Genomic DNA, 22,703 nt, shown 5'->3' on the forward strand with positions numbered 1-22,703 from the left:
TAACCGAATAATTTAAAGTATGAACATTTTAGACGATTTGAAAATGCAATACAGATTAGGCGGAATCGCCATGAAAATGATCTATTGGAATGTGGGCTGTTTTTTGGTTTCGCTGATTTTTTTCTATCAGTTCAGTTCAGGAGGATTTATTTTTCCCAATTGGATTGCCTTATCATCAGAACCATCTGTTTTTGTACTAAAGCCTTGGACTTTTTTAACATATGCCTTTCTTCATGACGGTCCTTTGCATTTGATTTTTAACATGATTGTGCTGAATTTTTCCAGCTACTTATTTTTGACATTTTTCTCCTCCAAGCAGTATTTAGGAGTATATATTTTGGGTGCCATTTTTTCTGGGCTGATATTTGCTCTGTGTTTTAATTTAATGCATTACAGCGGTGCAATTGTTGGAGCGTCTGCAGCAATTATGGCAATTTTAATGGTCGCAACAACATATAATCCTTTGATGGATGTGAGGCTGTTATTGATTGGTAATGTCAAATTATGGCATGTTACAGCAGTAATTGTTGTTTTGGATTTAATGCAGTTTCGCTTAGGAAATTCAGGAGGGCATATTTCACACTTGGCTGGGGTTCTTTTTGGTTTTATATATGTGAAGTTACTGCAAAATGGAATTGATTTGAGTAAGATAGTAACTGCGGTTTTGGATTTCTTTGCTAATCTTTTTAAAAAGCCTACTACGCCTTTCAAAAAAGTACATAAAAATTATAAAAAACCAGCTGAAAAACCGATTTCTAAAATAGTCGTAAAAGATAAAAAACAGCAGCAGATTGACGAGATTTTGGATAAAATCAGTCAGTCTGGTTATGACAGTCTGAATCAAGAAGAAAAAGAATTCTTGTTTCAAGCCGGAAAATAACCTAAATTTATCTAATTATTGAAGTGTAAATCGAGAACTTTCAGTTTGCAAAAGTTCAAAATACATTAAAAAATGAAGAACCTTTCATGGTTTAATAAAGGAATGTTTCTTTTGAATTTAGTACTTATAGTGCTAACATTCATTGCTTATCTGCTTCCTTTTTTGGCACCAAAAATTTTTCCGGTTTTATCGGTGTTAACTTTGTTTATGCCATTGGTTTTTCTTTCCAATGGATTGTTCTTTTTGTACTGGGCAATTCAGTTTAAAAAACGAATGATTTTGTCTGGTATAGTTCTGCTGGTCGGGATTACTTTTTTTAATAAATTTTATAAATTTTCAGCCAAAGATTTTCAGGAAAGCGACAAGGATTTTACTGTTATGAGTTATAATGTGAGATTGTTTAATGTGTTTAAATGGCTTGACCGCGACGATATTCCAGACACTATTTTAGAATTTATCAATACTCAGAATCCTGATATATTATGTATTCAGGAGTTTTCAAATTCTGCAGATATTGACCTAAAAGTGTATCCTTACAAGTATGTTTTGATGGAGGGTAAGCAAATTAAAACCGGTCAGGCAATATTCTCTAAGTTTCCTATTATTGATCAGGGACTGATAGTATTTCCTCATTCGAACAATAATGTTGTTTTTGCTGATATTAAGAAAGGGAAAGACATTATAAGGGTGTATAATATGCATTTGCAGTCTATAAAAATTTCACCGGAAGTAGGTGAGATTTCGGAAAATATTGATGTAATTGATCAGCAAAAATCTAAATATCTTTATATCAGAATCAGCAAAGCTTTTAAGCAGCAACAGGAACAAGCGGCTATTTTTAAAGAGCACGTGAAAGACTGTAAATATCCGATCATTATCTGCGGCGACATGAACAATAGTGCTTTTTCATACGTATACCGCAATATAAAAGGAAAATTAAAAGACAGCTTTGAAGAAGCGGGCAAAGGCTTTGGGGCGACTTATAAATTTAAATATTATCCGGCTCGAATAGATTATATTTTTGCTGATGAAAGTATGGAAGTGAAACAGTTTGAAAGTTTTTCTGATTTTCAAAATTCGGATCATTTTCCAATCATGGCAAAACTATCGATGGAATAGTAATTTACACTTTTGTTTGAATATTTTATCTCTGTGTGTGTCTTGTAAATCTTCAAAAAGAAGTAGAATTTATCAGATAAGAATCTGATTTTTTAAATAATCCATCGCAAATTTTCCTTCATTGAATAATAAATCAAGAACACTTAAATTGTTCAAAAAACCATGTTTATCATCAAAGACTTGAGGGTAAGGTTCGAAAACTGAATGGTCTTTTTTGCCATTTACTAAATAGCGGAAATCAGTAATCTGCTGATTATCTATTTTATGAAAATATTCAGCTGTTGTGTCAAATTCTAATTTCATCCGCAGGCATTTACAGGTTATTTCCAATGCCTCGAAATTTAAATCCATCAAAAAAGTGTGTTTTTTTTGAAAAATTGGAATCAGATCATCTTCAAAATATTCAAAAAAAGGAGAACTTCTGTAAGCGGCTTCCAGAGATTTAAAATGCTGTTTTTGCCAGTCAAATTCCTGTTCAATCTTAATATCTTTTGTTTTCTGATGACTTAAATTAGAATGTTTTACAGGGATATTCAATAGCTGAATACCATTTGGGCTATAAATATATGTTCTGTTTCGATTGGTCTGCTTTTGGAAATTATCTTCCATTTCAAACGTGATACTGTCTGACTGCGCCATAGCGGCTAAATTGCTTATGGATGGAAAATAAGATGGATGCAGTAATGTTTTCATTTTTTTTAAAGTTTCAAGATTCAGATATAAGGTTTCAAGTTTAGGCTGATGCCTGAAACTTGAAACCTGAAACTTTTTTAACTATTTGTTTTAGCTTTTCTTTTTTTCCAAAAATATTCACCAACAAAAAAGGCTGCAAGTGCAATCAGGAATATTTTAAAATAGGATTGTGGCTGCCCTTCACCGTCAACAGTTGTAAATACTCTGTCCCAGCGGATTTTCCAATTGCTTTTTGGACCGTTAATGCCATCGATACTCATCCAAATGAATATTGGCTTACCAACAATGTGGTTTTCCGGAACGTAACCCCAATAACGGCTGTCTTCAGAGTTATGGCGGTTGTCTCCCATCATCCAATAGTAGTTTTGGTCAAAAGTATATGTTGTAGCCGCTTTGCCATTAATTATGATTTCATTGCCATTCACTTTCAGGTCGTTTTTCTCATAATCAGTGATAATGGTTTTGTAAAAAGGTAAAGACTCTAATGTTAATGCAACTGTTTTTCCTTTTTGAGGGATATAAATTGGTCCAAAGTTATCTTGGCTCCATTGTTTAGTATGTGGAAAAATTCCGCTGTCAGCATTTTTATAAATAATTCTGTTTACACCTTTTATACCAGGTATGTTTTTTAATCTTTCAGCTCCGGCAGATGTTAATGCACTTATAACTAATGTGTCTCTAGTCTGCTGATTTAAGAAATAACCGCCGTCAGTGATATCCATATCTTTGAAAAGATATTCAAAGTCTATAGGTGTTTTACCATCTAAAATTACTTTGTATGAATACTGAGGTTTTGCGCGTTCAGGTAAAGCCAGTTCTTTTCCGTTAATATATACTAATCCGTCTTTTATTGATAAACTATCACCAGGAATGCCTACACATCTTTTTACATAATTTGATTTTTTATCAATAGGTTTGTCTGCTCTTAGTCCAGAGTGGTCTCTAAATTTATATACAGTATCTGCTGGCCAGTTAAAAACAACAATATCTGTACGGTTAATATTTTGTATGCCAGGAAGTCTAAGATAAGGTAATTGAGGCCAGTTCAAATATGATTTCTGCTTAGTCAAAGGAATGGTGTCATGTACCATAGGCATTGCAACAGTGGTCATTGGAACTCTGGCTCCATAATTCATTTTGCTTACAAATAAAAAGTCTCCTACTAATAATGATTTCTCTAATGATGAAGTAGGAATGGTGTATGGCTGGATAAAGTACGTGTGTACAATTGTGGCTACAATGACAGCAAATAGTAATGAGCTGATTGTGTCGGCAGCTTTATGCTCTGGATCTGCATTTCTGTCAGCTATGTATGTTAATGGTTGTGTGTAATTAAGGTAAAAGATATAAAATCCTAAAGTCGCAATTACAATCAGGGTGTCTAGAGTGTTTTTTTTGCCAAAACTGCGAATAGTTTCCACCCAGATAACAGGAAACATTATCAAATTAATAATTGGGATGAAAAGTAATATAGTCCACCACGTTGGACGTCCGATTATTTTCATTAGAACAATAGCATTGTAAACTGGAATGGCAGCTTCCCAGCGTTTTCTCCCAGCACTTTCATATAATTTCCAAGTTCCTAAAAAATGAATAACCTGAACAGCGAAGAAAAATAAAATCCAATGATTTAGTGTCATAATTTGAAAAAGTTTATTGTTAAAATAGAAGATTAGATTTGAGGGTGAAATTCTATTTTATGATTGTTGTTTATGCATTTAGTACGTCTTTCATGGTGAATACGCCATGCTTTCCAGCAAGCCATTCAGCAGCGATTACAGCTCCAAGGGCAAAACCTTCTCGGTTATGAGCGGTATGTTTTATTTCGATAGAGTCCACTTCAGAGTTATAAGTAACTGTGTGCGTTCCGGGTACTGTTCCGGTTCTTATGGCTTCAATGTGAATTTCATTTTCTTTTGGTTTGTCTAATGTCCAATTGGAATAACTGCTGTTTTTAATAACACCTTTGGCTAGTGAAATTGCTGTTCCGCTCGGAGCATCTAGTTTTTGATCATGATGGATTTCTTCCATGTCTACTTTGTAATGGTCGAATTTTGACATGATTTTGGCTAAATATTCATTGAATTCGAAGAATAAATTAACGCCAAGGCTGAAATTTGAACTTGATATAAATCCTCCATTTTTTTCGGCACAAAGAGCAATCATTTCGTCATAATGTTCCAGCCAGCCAGTTGTACCTGAAACCACAGGAACATTAGCGTTAAAACAGCTGGAGATATTGCTTACGGCAGCTGTCGGTACGCTGAAATCTATAGCGACATCGGCAGTTGATAGTCCGTCATATGTATTGAATTCATCTTTCTTTAAAACAATTTCATGACCTCTTTCTAAAGCAATTCTTTCAATCACCTGTCCCATTTTTCCGTATCCTAAAAGCGCAATTTTCATTATGTATATTTTTTTAATTTTTATAAAGAGACAAAATAAATTTTGAATCTAAAAACGATAATTAAGTGTTAGTCCTAAATTTGATTTGAATGTTACAGCATCAGGAGTTATTTCTGGTCTTACTGATAAAGTCTGATTAACATTGAATTGGATTAATGCTGCATCTACATTGGCATCAATAATATTTAGTACATAAAAGCCAATTACAAAAAGTCCTGATAAAGAAGCGTTTCTTTGGTAAAATTCTTGTGCAGAAATTAATGATTTGTCGCTAAGTTTGGCATAATAGGGATCGGGATTTCCAGCTAGGCGGCTTTTGTAAGCATCGCGGTATTCGTGGTACTTCTTTTTGTTGTCGGCATATAAATATAAACTGGTGCCCATTGCTCCATAAACTAAGGGTATTTTCCAGTATTTTTTATTGTATGCCTGGCCTAATCCAGGCAATATAGCTGAATAAAAGGCTGCCTTTGCTGGTGTCAAAGGATCTATGTCTATTGATTTTAAAGTGTCTTTAGGCTTTAAAACAGTTTCGGTTTTTGCTTGTGCAAAAACCGAAGCGTTTCCTATGAGAAAAAGCAATAACCCTATGAAAATGATTTTATTCACTACCCTTCTATTAATTTTATAATCCTGTTGAAGTCCTCTTCCGAATGAAAAGGTATAGTGATTTTTCCTTTACCATTTCCAGCTACTTTCACATCAATTTTTGTTCCAAAATATTTGTTGAAAGTGCTCACATCTTCGTCGTTAATTTCAAAAGATGCTATTTTCGCAGGGATAGCAGGCTTTGGTTTTAAACTTTCATGGTAATTCTTTACCAAAGTCTCCGTTTCTCTTACTGAAAGATTTTGGCTTACTATTTTTTGGTAAATATCCGTCTGTACATCATGATCGTCAATGTTGATGATAGCACGGCCATGACCCATACTGATAAAACCGTCACGAATTCCAGTCTGAATGATTGGATCTAATTTTAAAAGTCTTAAATAATTGGCAATGGTTGAGCGTTTTTTACCTACTCTTTCACTCATCTGTTCTTGAGTTAACTGAATTTCGTCAATAAGTCTTTGGTATGATAGCGCAATCTCTATTGGATCCAAGTCATGACGCTGAATGTTTTCAACCAAGGCCATAACCAAGGACTCATTATCGTTTGCAATACGGATATATGCAGGTACAGATGTAAGACCTATTAATGCTGAAGCACGCAGACGGCGTTCTCCAGAAATTAATTGGTATTTGTTAAAGTCTAATTTACGGACAGTAATAGGCTGAATTACCCCTAATTCCTTGATGGAAGTGGCTAATTCACGTAAAGATTCTTCATTAAAATTACTTCGGGGCTGAAATGGATTTATTTCTATAGCATCAATTTCAAGCTCTATAATATTTCCTACGACTTTATCTGCATTTTTATCTTCCACCGATTGAATATCGTTTTCAGGATCTTTTAATAATGCAGATAAACCTCTACCTAAGGCTTGTTTTTTTATTGCTTTTGACATACAGCTATTTAATATTTTTCTTTATGATTTCTTGAGCTAAATGAATATAATTTACCGCTCCTTTGCTTGTTGCGTCATAGTTGATGATGCTTTCGCCAAAACTTGGTGCTTCACTCAGTTTTACATTTCGTTGTATCACGGTTTCAAAAACCATATCATTAAAGTGTTTTTGAACTTCTTCTACAACCTGATTGGATAAACGCAGTCTAGAATCAAACATAGTCAATAATAAGCCTTCAATATCCAGATCAGGATTGTGTATTTTTTGAATACTTTTTATTGTATTCAATAATTTTCCTAAACCTTCTAATGCAAAATATTCGCATTGAATTGGAATAACAACTGAATCTGCTGCAGTTAAGGCGTTTAAGGTCAAAAGTCCAAGAGACGGTGCACAGTCAATCAGGATATAATCGTATTGCTCTTTTACGTTTTCCAATGCAGTTTTGAGCATATATTCTCTGTTTTCTTTATCCACCAGTTCGATTTCAATCGCAACAAGATCGATATGTGCAGGAATTAAATCAACATTTGGAGAGGAACATTTTATAACAGCCTCCAGCGGTGTGTGGCTGTGTTCGAGAATTTGATAGGTCCCAATTTCCACTGTTTCGACATCAATTCCTAATCCAGATGTGGCATTTGCCTGTGGATCAGCATCGATTAGTAATACTTTTTTTTCTAATACACCAAGTGAAGCAGCTAGGTTAATAGAGGTTGTTGTCTTTCCAACCCCCCCTTTTTGATTCGCAATCGCTATGATTTTGCCCATTTATTTTCTAAATTTTGAACGGTAAAAATACAATTATTTATGGGTTTTGAAAATCTATTTTGTTAACAAAAAGAAATAGTTTTAAGACTTCTTTTAATATCTCGATAATTTCATGTATTCTCTACTGTTTTTGTGTTTGGAGAAACAAAAAAGAGAACTGTATTAGCTCTCTTTTGGTGTTATATTTTATTTATTTGACTCAAAAAGAAAGAATAATCTTAGGTGTTAACGATTTTTTTTAGCTTTAATCATCATTTCTAACTGATCCCAAAGTTCTTCAGGAATTGCTTCCAATAAATTAAATTGTCCGGCACCTTTTAGCCATTCGCCGCCATCAATAACAATTACTTCACCATTTACATAGGCTGAAAAATCAGAAACTAAATAAGCTGCTAAATTGGCTAATTCCTGATGATCGCCGACTCTTTTTAGCGGGACTTTTTTGGCCATATCAAATTTCTCGGCCAGATCTCCAGGTAATAATCGATCCCAGGCTCCTTTGGTAGGAAATGGACCGGGAGCAATAGCATTGGTACGGATGCCGTATTTTGCCCATTCTACAGCTAGACTTCTCGTCATGGCTAAAACTCCTGCTTTGGCAGTTGCGCTGGGAACCACATATGCAGAACCTGTCCAAGAATAAGTTGTAACGATATTTAAAACTGTTGCCGAAGTTTGTTTGGTATCAATCCAGTGTTTTCCAAAAGCAAGTGTACAGTTTTTGGTTCCCTTCAAAACAATGTCGATTACAGTGTCAAAAGCATTGGCTGATAAACGCTCTGTTGGCGAAATGAAATTTCCAGCCGCATTGTTTAGCAATACATCAACTCTGCTAAAATTTTTCAATACTTCCTGAAGCATATTTTCTACTTCTTCATAATGACGTACGTCACACTGCAAAGGGAGACAAGTTCCTCCTGTTTGAGTTTCCAATTCTTGTGCAGTACTTTTCAGTTTGTCTAAATCTCTTGAAGTAATGGCAACTTTTGCTCCTAATTCTAAGAAATATTTGGTCATCGCTTTTCCTAAACCGCTTCCGCCTCCTGTAACTACTATTACTTTGCCTTGTAAAGCATCGTCTCTTAACATTTTATCGGTATAACTCATAATTTTTTATATTTTGAATTGTAAATATAATAAAATAAAATAGTATGCATGCATAATTAACTTAAGAATGGCTAATTCTCTGAGATGCTATGGTGTTAAGTTTAGGGTATAGATTATCAAATACTTAGAAGTTTAGTAGCTATTTTTAAATGCTACACAATCTTCTTGATGCTTCTTCTAGTGTGAAATCGTCTTTAGCAAAACAGAATCGTATTAGTTTTAAATCTTTTCCATTTTCATAAAAAGTAGATATAGGAATTGCAGCCACACCGTAATCCGTTATTAATCGTTTGCAAAAATCTACGTCATTTTCATTCGAAATATTAGCATACGATGCTACTTGGAAATAAGTTCCTTCGCAGGGCATTAATTCGAATCGGCTGTTTTTTAATAATGATCTGAAATAATCTCGTTTTTCCTGATAGAATGTGCTGATTTCGTTTACATTGACACAGTCTAAATATTCTGAAACAGCTATTTGACAAATGCTGTTTACGCTGAAGACCAGAAATTGATGCACTTTTTTGATTTCTTTCATTAAATGCATGGGAGCGACGAGATAACCAATTTTCCAGCCTGTTACATGAAATGATTTTCCAAATGAGGAAACCGTGATACAGCGGTCAAGGAGTTTTGTACGGGTGTGGGTCGAAATATGTTTCTCTTCAAAAGTAATGTATTCATAAACTTCATCCGAGAGCAGTAATACATTTGGGTGTTTTTCTAAAAGTATTTCCAAATTTTCAAAATCGGATTTATTTAGGATTTTACCTGTTGGATTGTGTGGATTGTTGATGATAATCATTTTGGTTTTTTCGGAAAAAGCATCGGCAATCTTATCCCAATTAGGCGTGTAGTCGTTATTGAGTGCCACCCGAACGGGTTTTGCCTCGCTTAGTAAAATTGGTGCTTCGTAACAATCGTAGCTCGGGTCAAGAATGATTACTTCGTTATTTGGTTTCAGCAAAGCCAGCAATGTAGTGAATATGGCTTGAGTAGCTCCGGCTGTCACGAGGAGTTCGGTTTCGGGAATGATGTTCCTGCTGTATGATGATTTTATTAATGCGGTGATTTTGCTTAGTAAAGGCGGATATCCCGACATGGGTGTGTATTGATGAACGTCCTCATTTGCCAGTCTCGAAACGATTTGGGTAAGTCTTTCGTCAACGGGAAAGTTTGGAAATCCCTGCGAAAGATTGATTGCATTATGCTCTGACGCCATTTTTGACATTACGGTAAAAATACTGGTCGTTACATTTGGTAATTTACTCATGTGATAGATGAATTTATTCAGTTATATGAAAGTGGTTTTTAAAACCAAATTATACTAATGCCAATTTGTCTAAATGCCGATGAGGGATTTGATGGATAATTTAGTGAGAATATAGAATGGGATTGATCATGGTTTTTGAGGAGTCCCTTGATTCATTTTTTCCAAATCCTGTTTAAATTTTTCGATATAAGGTTTGAAGCGTTCATCTTTGTCAACTTGAGTGAGGTTTAACCACTCGTTGAATTTTTTTAAGTTATTCTGGCTGTAGAAGGCGCATAAAATATTGAATGCGTTTTCGGACTTATAAGTTTTGTCGGTTATGTCTTTTTCTATTTTATAATAGGTTTTTATTGCATCAGGCAGCTGGTTGTTATATACTTGGGAGTAAAGTAATTGTTTGTAGGCATATGCATCGTCTGGTGTTTGTTTAATAGCTTCCTTCAAAACAGTAATGGCGTTTTCATATTGTTTTTGACAATTGTATGAAAAGGCAATCTCGGTTTTAAGGCCTTTGTAATTTGGGTCGATGGTTTTTACTTTTTCCAGGTAAGTTAATCCTTTGGCGCATTCATTCCATATGTTATAAGTAATGGCCCATCTGAATAATTTATCGGCTGCGTTTTCGCTTTCTTGATAAGCTTTGAGCCAATCGGGAGTTTTTGAAATATCAAATTCGGCAAAATAAGATTCGGGAATGATTGCCACTAATGATTTGTTGGGCTGTAATCGGAATTTCATAGTCCTATCTGCTTCTTTTTTGCTAATAAGAAATTTTCCGCTGCTGTTTATTTTGAAGGTACCGGCAAAATCGAAAGTTAAGCCTGTCTGATTATCCATATACACAAAGCCATAGCTGTAGGAACCGGATAAGTCGGAGGGAAAGACAACCCACTTATCTTCGCAATCAATAGGTTTTAAATTGAAGTCTAATTTGTCTTGGGCTGTACAGCAAATGCTTGTAAATAAACTTATAATTAAAATGAAGATTTTCATAGTTATTTGCTGATTTTAAAAGGAAGACTTAATGTGTTTTTATTTTCAAAATTAAGAAAAATTGTATTATGCCCTTTCTGGCTGGCTAATTGTTTTTTCAAAAAATAAAAACCTATTGCGGTAAAATAAACTTTTTGTCTTGCACTAGATTTTCTGTGGGTTTGCATGCCCAAATTTTGATTTAAGAGGAAGTTTAATTATTTTGAAATGATATAATATAAAAACAGCTCTGAAATTTTAGAGCTGTTTTGTGTTTTTTCAATTGAAAATTATTGCTTTATGAATTTATAAGTAGTTGAAAAACTATCTGTTTTAAGATTGCATAAATAAATGCCTTTGGATAAGCTGGCTACATTAAGAGATAATTTTTCATTGGGAGATACGCTTTTCGAGGAAGAGATAACTTTTTCTCCAGTAATAGTGTAGACAGTTATAACAGCTTCTCCTGAAATTGAATTGGATAAATTAATGTTCAAAACAGTATCAGTGATTGTAGGATACAGTTTTATATTTTCATTTAAAGTCTGATCTTCAATACCTAAATTAGTGCAGCTCGTTGATATGATGCCTGCAGCAGTAACATTTAAGGTGGCACCGGCGCCACAAGCTGTATTTGGTATATAAGAAGCTACATTGGCTGTAGAAGTTATACTATAGGTGTATGATGGCTTGGAGGCGGTTCCTGCATCAAGGCCGGTTACCGGTACTGGTGTTATTCCTTTGGTACAATTGTCGAATTTGACAGCAACGGTTCCTGTGCCCTCGCTTACGGGGCTGGAAATTGTTGCTATTTCTTCAAAATTGCAGTTTTCTACATAGCAGGTGGTTCCTTGGTTTCCAGCACCAAGACCAAAGGCAGAAGCTCCTGAAACGCTGGTTTTGTAATAACAGTTTAGAACATGCAGCTCTGCGTTTCGGGCTCTAGGCATTCTGGCTTTACAGCCTTCGGCCCAGTAGCAGTTTTGAAAAGTTACGCTGTAACGTCCGTCAGCAGGGAAATCAGTAATTCCGGAACCAACTAAATTGGTAAAACGGTGATCTGCAGATCCTCCCGATCCTCCTGCTGTAGGAGCTTTTAGGTAGGTAAATTTGCACCATGAAACCGATACGTTGTCAGCTGCGCCTTTGATGTCGAAATTGCCGTCCATTCCGTCCTGAAACTCGCAATGGTCTACCCAGACATTGGTCCCTTCGTTAGTAAGATTGTCTCTGCCGTCAACATCGTAAGCGCCTGGACCTTCAAAAATAAGGTTTCGTATAATAACATTATTTGATCCGGCTTTTATGTAGAGAGTTCCTGAGTTTGCTGCTGAAGTGGGGGAATCTCCGGGTGTTATCTGTAAGTTTCTTAGTTTGGCTCCTGGTAATCCAATGATGGTTTTGTTTGTAAGGAGTACACTGGTGTAAGTACAGTCAATCGTTCCTGATATTAAAATTACTGAATTAGCAGTAGTTGTTGATGTAAGTGCAGTTTTTAGTTTAGCATAGGTATCAACAGTTACGGTGTTTGATGCTGTTGGCGATCCTCCGCCTGTTGTGGCTGCGCCAAACCCTTGAGGATTTGCCATATAATAGTTTTGTCCTGAAAGACTGTAAAGGCTAAGTAAAAAGACTCCTAAAAATAGTTTTCTCATTTAATAAAAGTTTTGGATTAGTAAATTCAAGGGCGAAATCGATGCAATATACAATAAAACCATTTAAATGTAATCGATTACATTTAAATATATTAGTCTGATAATCTTTTAACTGAATATTTTGCTGGATTTTAACAGGGTATAATTCCCAGCAAAGATTTTAGGGGCAGGAAAATCGATTTTAGCTTTAGGTCTTGTGCCTTGGGAAATAAATCAAATCTTAATTTAATAAAATTGGAAAAAACTAGCTGCAGTAACAGCAGGTCACGGATTAGCTAAATAGCATAAAAAAATGACCCAGCTCATTGCAGAAATGAGCTGGGCCATTTTTTGTAATCATATGCTTAAGATTTTTTACATTTTATGGATAATAAAAATAGTGGGGCGTTTGTGCAAATCGATTGTTTCTTTTTTCCAAGCTGCGATTTTCTTTGTTTTTATGTATTCTGTTGGCAGAGTGATATCAGTGGCGATGCATAAATGCGTTTCGGGATGCAGGGTTTGAATTAAATCTTCCAGTAGTTTATTGTTACGGTACGGTGTTTCAATAAAAATCTGTGATTGGTTTTTTTCAAAAGAAATACGCTCTAAACTTTTGAAGCTGGCTCTTTTTTCGTCTTTTTCAATCGGTAAATAGCCGTGAAAAGTAAAGCTTTGTCCGTTCATCCCAGATGCCATCATGGCTAATAGGATAGAAGAGGGACCAACCAGCGGAATAACCTGAATTCCTTTTTCATGTGCTAGTTTAACAATTACAGCGCCAGGATCGGCTACGCCGGGACAGCCGGCTTCACTCATGAGTCCCATATTTTTTCCTTCCAAAAGCGGTTTGATAAACTCTTGATGTTCTTTGGATTCGGTGTGTTTATTGAGGATGAAAAGCTTTAACTCCGATTGTTTTTTCTCTGGATTGGTGAGCTTGATAGATTTTCGGGCAGTTTTGTCGTTTTCAACAATGTAATGATCTATTAAATCGACACATCTTTTTATGGTCTGCGGTAATACATCCATTGGGTCGCAATCGCCCATTGTAGTTGGAATTAAATACAGTTTTCCAAAAAGAGGTGCTGATTTCATAAGGTGATTTTTTAGGAATGAAAAGTTTTATCCTTATAAGAATGATTTTTTGCTAGTGCGCTGGTAAAGTTATGAAAATAACAGATTCAGTTTTATTCTGAATGTTTAGCAATCAGTCTTTTGGCTATTACTTCACAGGCTTCGTCAAGCATTTGATAAACCATATCAAATCCATTTGCTACTCCATAGTATGGATCGGGTACATCTACATTCTCGTCTGGAAATATGGAATCTAAAATGAGCTGGACTTTGTTTTTTTGAGTTTCGTTTAGTGCCAGATGAATTACATCATTGTAATTGCTCTTGTCCATTACAAAAATATAATCAAAGGTATCAAAATCAGCTCTTGAGAACTGTCTTCCTTTTTGGTTACTGATATTTAAACCGTTTTTTTGTGCAGTGGATATGGAACGTTTATCTGGGGCATGACCAACATGCCAAGAACCTGTTCCTGCAGAATCTACATAAAACAGTTCGTTAGGTAGTTTGGAGGCTAATATGCCTTCTGCCAGAGGGGATCGGCAGATATTGCCTAAACAAACCATTAAAATTTTAACAGGCATTGCTTTATAGCGTTAATTTTGAATTAATGTCTTCGACATATTTTTTGAATTGTTTGTCGGTAGCAACTAAATTGTCTACAGTTTTGCAGGCATGTAATACAGTAGCGTGATCACGGTCTCCTATTTGGGAGCCTATATTGGCTAATGAAGCTTTGGTGAATTTTTTGGCAAAAAACATGGCCAACTGCCTCGCTTGTACTACGTGTCTTTTTCTTGTTTTGGACTGTAAAGTTTCTAAATCCAATTGGAAATAATCGGAAACAATTTTTTGAATGTAATCGATTGAAATTTCTCTCTTTACATTTTTTACAAATTTTTCTACGACGCTTTTTGCCAATTCAATAGTTACTTCTTTTTTGTTGAAAGAAGACTGTGCGATTAAAGAAATGATAGCACCTTCTAGTTCGCGGACATTTGATTTGATGTTTCTTGCAACATATTCTATAATTTCGTCCGGCATTTCTACACCATCGCGGTATAGTATGTTTTTTAAGATAGAAATTCTAGTTTCGTAATCAGGCTGGTGCAGTTCGGCAGATAATCCCCATTTGAAACGGGATAATAAGCGTTGCTCAATATCCTGCATGTCAACAGGAGCTTTATCTGAAGTTAGAATAACCTGCTTGCCATTTTGGTGCAGATAGTTGAAAATATGGAAAAATACATCTTGTGTTCCAGATTTCCCGGAAAGGAACTGAACATCATCAATGATTAAAACGTCGATTAATTGGTAAAAATGAATGAAATCATTTCGGTTATTTTTCTTTACCGAATCGATATATTGCTGTGTAAAAATTTCGGCAGAAATATATAAAACAGTTTTCTCAGGAAATTTATCTTTAATTTCTACTCCAATAGCATGAGCTAAATGTGTTTTTCCTAATCCAACTCCACCAAAAATTAATAATGGATTGAATGAAGTTCCGCCCGGTTTGTTGGCAACAGCCATACCTGCAGAACGCGCTAATCTATTAGAATCGCCTTCTAAGAAATTATCAAAGCTATAATTAGCATTTAATTGGGATTCGATTTTTAAATTTCGAATTCCTGGAATTACAAACGGATTTTTTAATTCTGGACTGAGGTTTTTAAAAGGGGCATCTACTTCCTGCGCTTTTACTGGTCCTCTATTAGCACTTGGCAGCTGTTCCGTAAACGGCTGTTTGTTGCCATAAGTGTTTTCCATTTTAATTTTATAAAGTAACTTTGCGTTTTTTCCAAGTTCTTTTGTTAAGGCTACTTTTAATAATTTTACGTAGTGTTCTTCCAGCCATTCGTAGAAAAATTTACTAGGTACTTGAATATATAATGCATTATCGGTAAGTTCAACTGATTTAATTGGCTCAAACCAAGTTTTATAGGCCTGATCTTGAATGTTGTCCTTTATAAAGGACAGGCAGTTTTCCCATACTGATTGTGCAGTCTTGTTCATATTTACTAGTTAAATTATGTTCTTCGGGTGTTTATTATCTTACAAAAAGAATGTAAAAAAAGTTCTTTTTTCGGGACAACAAATATGTGAACAATTATCTGTAAAAAAAAATATTTTAAGTTATAATTTTTGGAAAAATTGTTGTAATAAGCTTTTTTAAATTTAAATTTTTAATACAAAATTAATGAAAGATCATCAAATTCAAGTCCGTGTACGCTACTCAGAAACAGATCAAATGGGAGTCGTTTATCACGGAAATTACATTCCTTATTTTGAGATAGGAAGAGTGGAATGGCTTAGAAACAAAGGGATTTCATATAAAAGTATGGAAGAAAGCGGTATTGGCCTTCCTATTGTGAATATGAATATCAATTATAAAAAATCGGCTAGATATGATGAGCTGCTTACGGTGCATACAGTCTTCAAAAGTCAGACGTCTGTGAAGATTGAATTTGACTGTGCTATTTATAATGAAGCGAAAGAGTTATTAACAACTGCTCAATTTTTATTGGTTTTTGTATCTTTAAAAACAGGCAAACCAACTGCTCCTCCAGATTACATTTTAGAACTACTAAAAAATTTTGAATAATCATCAGTATGGGTTCTTTTTAATGCGGAATTATAGTTTTTTTATATCAATTTCAAACAATGAATTAAAAGTGTCGAATACCATTTCGGCATTTTTTTTTCTTGTTTTTATTACAAATCTGCCTATTGGTAAATTAGTTTCTTCATTTATTTCCATTTCCTGATTCACAATATCCAGTTTTTTTTCTTTGATTATACGCATCACTTTATTCATATTTTTATAATCAAAAGAAATCTGAAAATGAACATCGATTGTTTTTTCGATAATTTCACAAGATTCTAATGTTATTTGCGCTGAAGTTTTATAAGCCGAAATTAATCCGCCGACGCCTAATTTTATTCCGCCATAAATTCGAACCACAATTATAAGAACGTTTGTAAGTCCAAAAGATTGTATCTGGCCGTAAATTGGTGTTCCGGCAGTATTGCTGGGTTCTCCGTCATCGTTCGCTCTGTATTGAATAGTTTCTGTTCCTATTTGGTAGGCGTAACAGTAGTGAACTGCGTGCGGATGCTTCTTTTTTAAAACTTCAATAACAGGTTTTACTTCGTTTTCAGATTCTATGGGAAACGCGTATCCAAAGAATTTACTGCTTTTTTCCTTGAAAAGAGTTTCTTCTGAAGGAAATGCAATGGTATTATAGGTGTCTTTCATTTTCAAAAATCAATATCAATGTCAAAAATCAATATCAATATTGAATCTTGAAATTTAAACATTTTGTATTTCTCTTTACTTTTTACTGAAGTTTTTCATTGTCCTTTTGATTTTTGCCATTGATTTTTGATATTGATTTTTGATATTGCTTTTTGCTAAAGTATTTTTTTATCAAACAAATGAACCACATCTTCTTCTCCTACCTGCAGATTCCATGTTTGGAGACCAAGTGCTGAAGCTGAATCTGTATTTTCTTTTTTGTCATCTATGAATAAGGTATGTTTGGCCTGCAGACCGTGCTGGTCAAGTACAAAGCTGTACACATCTGGATTGGGTTTCCTCATGCCAATTTCAAAAGAAAAATATACTTTTTCAAAGCATTGGTAAAAATCGCTGTAAAATGAAGCTCCGGTTTTTTGTTCGAAAGTATCAATATGAATTGCATCAGTATTACTCAATAAAAATAAGCGGTACTTTTGTGAAAGCATTTGAAGAAATTCTAACCGATATAATGGGAAGTCGGCCAGTATGGCATTCCAGGCTGCACGAATATCTTCGATAGAAGCACCATTGGTGTGTTTTTGAATTCCGGATAAAAAATCGTCACCCGAAATTGCGCCTACTTCATATTGTAAGTTCAATTGGTTTAAATCTTCGTTCCAATGTGGGATGCCAAGATTTTTCAAACCGTCCAGTGTGGCTTGTTTATCTAAATTAATAAACACGTCTCCAAAATCAAAAATTATAGCATTAATCATGGTTTCTTAATATTGTAAGTTCGTCCTTTTCAATTAATTGTTTTTCAGAATCTGTTTTTGGCAGTAAAGGAGCCTGAATTCCTCTGCTTAAACTTATTTCTCCTTTAAAGATTCGGGCTTCATCCCAAAGATTGGCGTCGATAAAGGTTTGTAACGTTCGAAGTCCTCCTTCTATAATTACCGATTGAATGTTGTGGATGTATAATGAATCGGCAATTTGTCCAGCAATATTTTGTTTAAAATCTATACTGTCAAAGGTAGTGTTTTCTTCGGGAATAGTATTTTTGGAATCAGTAAAAACAATTGTTTTTGTCTGATTGTCAAAAACGGCACTTTCTTTTGGAATACGGTTGTTTTGGTCTAATACCAGCCGAACAGGATTGTTTCCGTACCAATCTCTGGCGTTCAGTTTTGGATTGTCGTCAAGAACAGTCTGCGTCCCTACTAAAATTGCCTGCTCTTCGGTACGCCATTTATGAACCAATTGTCTGGAATACGTATTGGTAATCCATACTGGTTTTTTTTCTGATTTTTCAAGAGGAGCAATAAAACCATCCTGGCTTTCTGCCCATTTTAATATAATGTATGGTCTTTTCTTTTGATGAAAAGTAAAAAACCGTTTGTTGAGTTCATTGCATTCCTCTTCCAGAATGCCGACTGTAACATGGATTCCCGCTTCGATTAGTTTTTTAATTCCTTTTCCGGCCACTTCGCTAAAAGGATCTACAGTACCAATGACCACATTTGGAATTTTATTTTTTATGATTAAATCACAGCAGGGAGGCGTTTTTCCAAAATGACTGCAGGGTTCCAGACTCACATAAATAGTCGCTCTTGAAAGCAGTGATTTATCCTGTACCGAATTTACAGCATTGACTTCGGCATGAGGTCCGCCTGCTTTCCTGTGCCAGCCTTCGCCTATGATTTTGCCATCATAAACAATGACGCTTCCAACCATTGGATTGGGATAAGTTGCACCGAGTCCATTTTTGGCCAGAGATATGCAGCGTCTTATATATTTTTCATGTATTTTCACTCTACAAAAGTACTAATTTTGGAATTAGGAATTTGTTTCGAAACTAGGATGTTTCCCGTTTACAATCTCTATTTTTGTAAACAGAATTAATAAACAGAGTGCTTTTATGGATAAGTGGATTATCAGGAAAATACAAAAAGAAGACAATGAAGCAGTTGCTCAATTGATAAGAGATGTTTTTGATGAATTGAATATTCCGAAAACAGGAACGGCTTATGAAGATCCGTATCTCGATTTGATGTTTGAAGAATACAATAAGCCAAGGTCTGTTTATTATGTAGTCGAAAGTAATAATAGAATTGTAGGTGCAGCGGGTGTGGCTCCATTAGCAAATGAAGCAGCAATTTATTGCGAGCTGCAGAAAATGTATTTTCTCCCAGAAGCCCGCGGACATGGAATTGGAAGTAAAATGATGGAGCAATGTCTGCAGAGTGCACGTGAATTTGGTTTCGAAAAATGTTATCTGGAAACGATGCCTTTTATGCATGATGCTCAAAAACTGTATAGAAAATCGGGTTTCGAATATATTTGTTCTCCAATGGGAAGTACTGGTCATACCAGCTGTCCTGTCTGGATGCTTAAGGATTTATGAATTTAGATTTTTGATTAACGATATCTGATTTCAGATTTACCGCTGGAAACTGAAAAATAAAAAGTTCTATTTGGAAATAATAACATGAAAATAAAAGAATACAGAAATCAATTTATTCAAACGTTAGCACCGATTTATGATGAAGGCGAAGCGGAAAGTTTTTTCTATTTGATTTTGGAAGAAAAACAGCAGCTGAAAAGGATTGATTTGGCATTACAGTCTGATTTAGAGTTTTCGCAGGAAGAAATTACCGTTTGGAATTCGATTTTGGAACAATTAAGATTGGAGATTCCGATTCAGTATTTGTTAGGGAAAACAAGTTTTTATGGATTGGATTTTGAAGTCAATGAAAATGTTCTAATTCCGAGACCAGAGACTGAAGAACTAGTTGATTGGATTATTCAGAGTCAAAAGTCAAAAGTGAAAAGTCAAAAGATTAAAATCCTAGACATCGGAACGGGTAGCGGCTGTATCGCTATTTCGCTGGCTAAAAATCTTCCAAATGCCCAGGTTTTTGCTCTTGACATTTCTGAGAAAGCTTTGGCTGTTGCCAAAAAAAATGCCAGCCTCAATGATGTGAATGTGATTTTTCTTCATCAAAGTATTTTGGAAACGGAAGATTTAGAGCAAGAGTTTAATATTATTGTTTCGAATCCGCCGTATGTACGTAATTTAGAAAAACAGGAAATCAAGAAAAATGTTTTGGACAACGAACCTCATTTGGCTCTTTTTGTTGAGGATAATGATGCCTTGATTTTTTATAGAAAAATATCCGAATTAGCTCAAAAGAATTTAGCTAATTCAGGACAATTGTATTTTGAAATCAATCAATGTTTGGGAAAAGAAATGATTGATTTATTGGAAGGAATGGGGTTTAAAGATGTCGAATTGAGGAAAGATATTTATGGAAATGACAGGATGACGAAGGGTTGTCGGGAATGAATTGCTGGTAAATGCAGATTATAATTACTTGTAAACAAGATTATTCGTGCTAAATACTTTTTTATTTTAGCCATTTTTTTATATAAAAAAAATATTTGAATTTATTGTGCTAAATATCGTTATAAAAAGCATGCAACGCTAAAGTTTTGTGCTTTTATTTAAGTTTAATTTATATATTTGGACCGAAGATTTCCCCCAAAAAAAAGAATAAACCTAATATGCGGTCCAATAATTTATTAAAAACTAATAAAGACCAAATCACTACTCTATTAGATCAATCTTATGCTTTACGCGTTAATGATTTGCCCAAAAGTTTTGCACTTGCAGAAGAGGCACTTCAAATTAGCACTGCAATAGAGGATAAGAAATTAATTGGAAAAAGTTTAAATCTGCTTTCTCTATATTATATGATTGTAAGTGATTTTGAAGAGTCCAATAAAAAATCGGAAGAAGCCATTCTTTATTTCAAGGAATTAAATTACGAAAAAGGTATTGCCGATGCCAAGTATAATATAGGAAGTGTCCATTATAAAACAAATAATTATCACTTGGGATTGATGTATCTAATTGATGCACTCAAAATATATAAAAAACTCCAAGACTTCTACAATCAATCTAAAGCTGAAAAAGCTATAGGTACTGTTTATGAATATATTGGTGATTACAACAATGCATTTAAGTCCTTTAAAAGTTCCATAAGAGTTGCAAAAAGAATAAATGATATTAATTTAGAATCGAATGTGTATAATAATCTTTCGGGTCTATTAATAAAAAAGAACAAAGATAAGCTGGCGATGCAGATTATTGAATACTCAATGGATTTGAAAAAGCGTACCAACGATATTCGAGGGTTTGCTTTTGCAATTTATGGAAGAGGAAAAGTGCATTATAAAAATGGTAATATTCAGCAAGCAGAAGCAGATTTTCTTGAAGCAGCAAAGATACATATCTCCATGGGAGAAAAAATGGGCACAGCAATGGCTTATAATAAACTAGGAGTTTTGTATCTAAAAGAAAATTTGTTTGAGAAGGCTGAATCGATTACAAAAGAAGGACTTGAGCTGAGTATAAAATATAATATTTCTATGATAAAGATAAAGAATTACTATTTGCTTTATCAAATTCATAAGCTAAGTAATTACAAATTAAAAGCATTAGAATATTTAGAATCATACATAAAAGAAAAAGAATTGGTTATTAATACTCAAACGCTTAAAGTAATTGAGAATTATGAGCTAATACATAAAATGAATACCTTAGATCGCGAGGCAATTCTTCAAAAGGAAAGACAGATACTAATTGATAAAAAAAACAAGGACGAAGAAGAGTCTGTTCGGTTAAAACAAAAATTTATTTCTATAATGAGTCACGAAATAAGGACTCCGTTGAATGCAATTACGACCATAATTTCAATTCTTGAGAATCAAGTTGATGTTGAGAGCCAAAAAATGATTAAAAAACTGCAGTTCGCTTCAAACAATCTTATTAACATTGTAAATGATATTTTGGATTTTAATAAGTTGGATTCTAAAAAATCAAAGCTAGAAATGTATCCCTCAAATTTCAAAGAACTTTGCGATAATATCTGCAATACCTATGAAGGAATGGCCAAGGAAAAAGGGATAGAAGTTGTTTTTCAAAATGATATTTTAAAAAACAAAACCTATTTAGTAGATGAAACCAAAGTCACTCAGATTTTGGGGAATCTTATAAGTAATGCCATAAAATTTACCGAAAAAGGGAAAGTAGAGTTTAGAGCCAAAATTATAGAAGAAAGAAAGAATCACGATCTTTTAGAATTAAGAGTTATTGATTCTGGCGAAGGTATTTCGAAAAAAGATTTATCGGAAATATTTGTAAGCTTTTCACAGATTAAACCGGTTACCACTCGTAAGCAGGGAGGGACAGGTTTGGGACTGGCTATTGTAAAAATGCTGGTAGAACTTCATAAAAGCGAAATAAAAGTTATCAGTAAAGAAGGAGAAGGTTCAGAGTTTTTCTTTATTCTAAAATTAAAAAAAGCCGAGGAAATAGTTGTTGAAAAAGAAGAGAAGCTTTTTAATTTAAACGATAAAAAGGTGCTGATTGTAGAAGATACACCTTTAAATGCCTTTTTGCTGAAAAAAGTACTTTCAAAATGGGGCATTCAAACAGACCATGTTTTGAATGGCAAACTGGCAGTAGAGACCGTGCAGAGTAAAAAATATGATTTGATACTTATGGATATTCACATGCCCGAAATGAATGGATTTGAAGCCACAAAACAGATTAGAGAGAATGCAAATAAAAATTCAAACACGCCAATTTTTGCAGTAACTGCCGATGTTATGACCGAAAATGATCAGGAGAATTTTCGTCTTTTCAATGGGTTAATACTAAAACCATTAGAAATCGAAAAATTATACTCGATTCTTTCAAAAGAAATACAGAAAGGAGATGATTTAAAGTTTGCAATCTAAAGGCTAATGCTGTTTTTTTAAACTAAATATCTCGTTATACGTAATGTGCGTGTGGGCAATGTCATTAAGTTAACAGTTGTAATACCTAACAGGTTAAAAAAAAACCTGTTAGGATAGTGTTTTTCTAACAGGTTTTTTTTTAACCTGTTAGGTATTAATTTCTTTCCATTTTTCGTTAACTTAATGCGGTCACGCCCAAAATGTTTGACGAAA

At 34.3% G+C, this 22,703-nt stretch carries 22 protein-coding genes; 6 read left to right on the top strand and 16 right to left on the bottom strand.

The features are described 5' to 3' along the window. The first annotated feature begins 19 nt into the window (after positions 1 to 19). Together OZP07_RS04670 and OZP07_RS04675 are read left to right on the top strand one after the other, a co-directional pair. A complete protein-coding gene (locus tag OZP07_RS04670) occupies positions 20 to 880 on the top strand; it encodes a rhomboid family intramembrane serine protease (RefSeq protein ID WP_281637464.1) in 861 nt (286 codons plus the stop codon). A 72-nt stretch (positions 881 to 952) separates the two neighbouring features. Next, positions 953 to 1,999 (top strand): endonuclease/exonuclease/phosphatase family protein, encoded by a 1,047-nt coding sequence (locus OZP07_RS04675; RefSeq protein ID WP_281637465.1) that lies wholly within the window; start codon positions 953 to 955, stop codon positions 1,997 to 1,999. 72 nt (positions 2,000 to 2,071) lie between these two features. On the opposite strand, the gene OZP07_RS04680 is transcribed toward OZP07_RS04675, so the two are convergent. From OZP07_RS04680 to dnaA, 13 genes are all read right to left on the bottom strand, one after another. Further along, positions 2,072 to 2,692 carry a WbqC family protein gene (locus tag OZP07_RS04680; RefSeq protein ID WP_194640120.1) on the bottom strand — a complete coding sequence of 207 codons (621 nt, stop codon included), beginning with the start codon at positions 2,690 to 2,692 and terminating at the stop codon, positions 2,072 to 2,074. Between the two features lie 77 nt (positions 2,693 to 2,769). Beyond that, on the bottom strand, positions 2,770 to 4,332 hold the full coding sequence (gene lepB / locus OZP07_RS04685) for a signal peptidase I (protein WP_281637466.1): 1,563 nt from the start codon (positions 4,330 to 4,332) through the stop codon (positions 2,770 to 2,772). A 70-nt stretch (positions 4,333 to 4,402) separates the two neighbouring features. Further along, positions 4,403 to 5,101 (bottom strand): 4-hydroxy-tetrahydrodipicolinate reductase, encoded by a 699-nt coding sequence (gene dapB / locus OZP07_RS04690; protein WP_281637467.1) that lies wholly within the window; start codon positions 5,099 to 5,101, stop codon positions 4,403 to 4,405. A gap of 48 nt (positions 5,102 to 5,149) precedes the next feature. Then, a complete protein-coding gene (locus OZP07_RS04695) occupies positions 5,150 to 5,710 on the bottom strand; it encodes a DUF5683 domain-containing protein (RefSeq protein ID WP_281637468.1) in 561 nt (186 codons plus the stop codon). Beyond that, entirely contained in the window at positions 5,710 to 6,609 is a 900-nt protein-coding gene (locus OZP07_RS04700) for a ParB/RepB/Spo0J family partition protein (RefSeq protein ID WP_281637469.1), read from the bottom strand. The genes OZP07_RS04695 and OZP07_RS04700 overlap by 1 nt, the downstream gene beginning before the upstream one ends. A 4-nt stretch (positions 6,610 to 6,613) precedes the next feature. Further along, the gene (locus OZP07_RS04705; protein ID WP_194640125.1) at positions 6,614 to 7,381 is read right to left on the bottom strand and encodes a ParA family protein; all 768 of its coding nucleotides are present in this window, start codon (positions 7,379 to 7,381) and stop codon (positions 6,614 to 6,616) included. Between the two features lie 225 nt (positions 7,382 to 7,606). Continuing rightward, positions 7,607 to 8,488: an SDR family oxidoreductase gene (locus OZP07_RS04710; RefSeq protein WP_281637470.1), complete on the bottom strand. Its 882-nt coding sequence runs from the start codon at positions 8,486 to 8,488 to the stop codon at positions 7,607 to 7,609. A gap of 145 nt (positions 8,489 to 8,633) precedes the next feature. After that, on the bottom strand, positions 8,634 to 9,761 hold the full coding sequence (locus OZP07_RS04715; RefSeq protein ID WP_281637471.1) for a methionine aminotransferase: 1,128 nt from the start codon (positions 9,759 to 9,761) through the stop codon (positions 8,634 to 8,636). A 126-nt stretch (positions 9,762 to 9,887) separates the two neighbouring features. Continuing rightward, complete coding sequence (locus OZP07_RS04720) at positions 9,888 to 10,754, bottom strand: tetratricopeptide repeat protein (RefSeq protein ID WP_281637472.1); 867 nt, start codon at positions 10,752 to 10,754, stop codon at positions 9,888 to 9,890. A gap of 269 nt (positions 10,755 to 11,023) precedes the next feature. Further along, complete coding sequence (locus OZP07_RS04725; RefSeq protein ID WP_281637473.1) at positions 11,024 to 12,388, bottom strand: pectate lyase family protein; 1,365 nt, start codon at positions 12,386 to 12,388, stop codon at positions 11,024 to 11,026. 354 nt (positions 12,389 to 12,742) lie between these two features. After that, positions 12,743 to 13,465, bottom strand: coding sequence for an SAM-dependent methyltransferase (locus tag OZP07_RS04730; protein ID WP_281637474.1), 723 nt, complete (start codon positions 13,463 to 13,465; stop codon positions 12,743 to 12,745). 92 nt (positions 13,466 to 13,557) lie between these two features. Next, positions 13,558 to 14,028 carry a low molecular weight protein-tyrosine-phosphatase gene (locus OZP07_RS04735; protein ID WP_281637475.1) on the bottom strand — a complete coding sequence of 157 codons (471 nt, stop codon included), beginning with the start codon at positions 14,026 to 14,028 and terminating at the stop codon, positions 13,558 to 13,560. Positions 14,029 to 14,032: 4 nt separating this feature from the next. Next, positions 14,033 to 15,460 (bottom strand): chromosomal replication initiator protein DnaA, encoded by a 1,428-nt coding sequence (gene dnaA, locus OZP07_RS04740; RefSeq protein WP_115814439.1) that lies wholly within the window; start codon positions 15,458 to 15,460, stop codon positions 14,033 to 14,035. Positions 15,461 to 15,644: 184 nt separating this feature from the next. Between dnaA and OZP07_RS04745 the strand changes: the two genes are divergently transcribed. Further along, positions 15,645 to 16,049, top strand: a complete 405-nt coding sequence (locus OZP07_RS04745) for an acyl-CoA thioesterase (protein ID WP_281637476.1) — start codon at positions 15,645 to 15,647, stop codon at positions 16,047 to 16,049. A gap of 30 nt (positions 16,050 to 16,079) precedes the next feature. Here the strand turns inward: OZP07_RS04745 and OZP07_RS04750 are convergent, their stop codons facing one another. The 3 genes from OZP07_RS04750 to ribD all read right to left on the bottom strand — a co-directional run bounded on the left by OZP07_RS04750 (position 16,080) and on the right by ribD (position 18,497). Beyond that, entirely contained in the window at positions 16,080 to 16,709 is a 630-nt protein-coding gene (locus OZP07_RS04750; protein WP_281637477.1) for an IMPACT family protein, read from the bottom strand. A 149-nt stretch (positions 16,710 to 16,858) separates the two neighbouring features. Further along, complete coding sequence (locus OZP07_RS04755; protein WP_281637478.1) at positions 16,859 to 17,461, bottom strand: HAD family hydrolase; 603 nt, start codon at positions 17,459 to 17,461, stop codon at positions 16,859 to 16,861. After that, positions 17,454 to 18,497, bottom strand: coding sequence for a bifunctional diaminohydroxyphosphoribosylaminopyrimidine deaminase/5-amino-6-(5-phosphoribosylamino)uracil reductase RibD (gene ribD, locus OZP07_RS04760; protein ID WP_281637479.1), 1,044 nt, complete (start codon positions 18,495 to 18,497; stop codon positions 17,454 to 17,456). The genes OZP07_RS04755 and ribD overlap by 8 nt, the downstream gene beginning before the upstream one ends. Before the next feature lie 106 nt (positions 18,498 to 18,603). Between ribD and OZP07_RS04765 the strand changes: the two genes are divergently transcribed. The 3 genes from OZP07_RS04765 to OZP07_RS04775 all read left to right on the top strand — a co-directional run bounded on the left by OZP07_RS04765 (position 18,604) and on the right by OZP07_RS04775 (position 22,490). Then, a complete protein-coding gene (locus OZP07_RS04765) occupies positions 18,604 to 19,089 on the top strand; it encodes a GNAT family N-acetyltransferase (RefSeq protein WP_281637480.1) in 486 nt (161 codons plus the stop codon). An 84-nt stretch (positions 19,090 to 19,173) separates the two neighbouring features. Continuing rightward, on the top strand, positions 19,174 to 20,031 hold the full coding sequence (gene prmC, locus OZP07_RS04770; RefSeq protein WP_281637481.1) for a peptide chain release factor N(5)-glutamine methyltransferase: 858 nt from the start codon (positions 19,174 to 19,176) through the stop codon (positions 20,029 to 20,031). 218 nt (positions 20,032 to 20,249) lie between these two features. Continuing rightward, entirely contained in the window at positions 20,250 to 22,490 is a 2,241-nt protein-coding gene (locus OZP07_RS04775) for a tetratricopeptide repeat-containing hybrid sensor histidine kinase/response regulator (RefSeq protein ID WP_281637482.1), read from the top strand. Positions 22,491 to 22,703: the final 213 nt, after the last annotated feature.

The sequence above is a fragment of the Flavobacterium marginilacus genome (assembly GCF_026870155.1).
GTDB lineage: Bacteria > Bacteroidota > Bacteroidia > Flavobacteriales > Flavobacteriaceae > Flavobacterium > Flavobacterium marginilacus.

Excerpts from the sequence above, each read along its gene's own strand:
- OZP07_RS04715 (WP_281637471.1), bottom strand. The coding sequence starts at position 9,761 with ATGAGTAAATTACCAAATGTAACGACCAGTATTTTTACCGTAATGTCA.
- OZP07_RS04765 (WP_281637480.1), top strand. The coding sequence starts at position 18,604 with ATGGATAAGTGGATTATCAGGAAAATACAAAAAGAAGACAATGAAGCA.
- OZP07_RS04720 (WP_281637472.1), bottom strand. The coding sequence starts at position 10,754 with ATGAAAATCTTCATTTTAATTATAAGTTTATTTACAAGCATTTGCTGT.
- OZP07_RS04710 (WP_281637470.1), bottom strand. The coding sequence starts at position 8,488 with ATGAGTTATACCGATAAAATGTTAAGAGACGATGCTTTACAAGGCAAA.
- OZP07_RS04755 (WP_281637478.1), bottom strand. The coding sequence starts at position 17,461 with ATGATTAATGCTATAATTTTTGATTTTGGAGACGTGTTTATTAATTTA.
- OZP07_RS04730 (WP_281637474.1), bottom strand. The coding sequence starts at position 13,465 with ATGAAATCAGCACCTCTTTTTGGAAAACTGTATTTAATTCCAACTACA.
- OZP07_RS04670 (WP_281637464.1), top strand. The coding sequence starts at position 20 with ATGAACATTTTAGACGATTTGAAAATGCAATACAGATTAGGCGGAATC.
- OZP07_RS04725 (WP_281637473.1), bottom strand. The coding sequence starts at position 12,388 with ATGAGAAAACTATTTTTAGGAGTCTTTTTACTTAGCCTTTACAGTCTT.
- lepB (WP_281637466.1), bottom strand. The coding sequence starts at position 4,332 with ATGACACTAAATCATTGGATTTTATTTTTCTTCGCTGTTCAGGTTATT.
- dapB (WP_281637467.1), bottom strand. The coding sequence starts at position 5,101 with ATGAAAATTGCGCTTTTAGGATACGGAAAAATGGGACAGGTGATTGAA.
- prmC (WP_281637481.1), top strand. The coding sequence starts at position 19,174 with ATGAAAATAAAAGAATACAGAAATCAATTTATTCAAACGTTAGCACCG.
- OZP07_RS04775 (WP_281637482.1), top strand. The coding sequence starts at position 20,250 with ATGCGGTCCAATAATTTATTAAAAACTAATAAAGACCAAATCACTACT.
- dnaA (WP_115814439.1), bottom strand. The coding sequence starts at position 15,460 with ATGAACAAGACTGCACAATCAGTATGGGAAAACTGCCTGTCCTTTATA.
- OZP07_RS04735 (WP_281637475.1), bottom strand. The coding sequence starts at position 14,028 with ATGCCTGTTAAAATTTTAATGGTTTGTTTAGGCAATATCTGCCGATCC.
- OZP07_RS04680 (WP_194640120.1), bottom strand. The coding sequence starts at position 2,692 with ATGAAAACATTACTGCATCCATCTTATTTTCCATCCATAAGCAATTTA.
- OZP07_RS04705 (WP_194640125.1), bottom strand. The coding sequence starts at position 7,381 with ATGGGCAAAATCATAGCGATTGCGAATCAAAAAGGGGGGGTTGGAAAG.
- OZP07_RS04745 (WP_281637476.1), top strand. The coding sequence starts at position 15,645 with ATGAAAGATCATCAAATTCAAGTCCGTGTACGCTACTCAGAAACAGAT.
- OZP07_RS04675 (WP_281637465.1), top strand. The coding sequence starts at position 953 with ATGAAGAACCTTTCATGGTTTAATAAAGGAATGTTTCTTTTGAATTTA.
- OZP07_RS04700 (WP_281637469.1), bottom strand. The coding sequence starts at position 6,609 with ATGTCAAAAGCAATAAAAAAACAAGCCTTAGGTAGAGGTTTATCTGCA.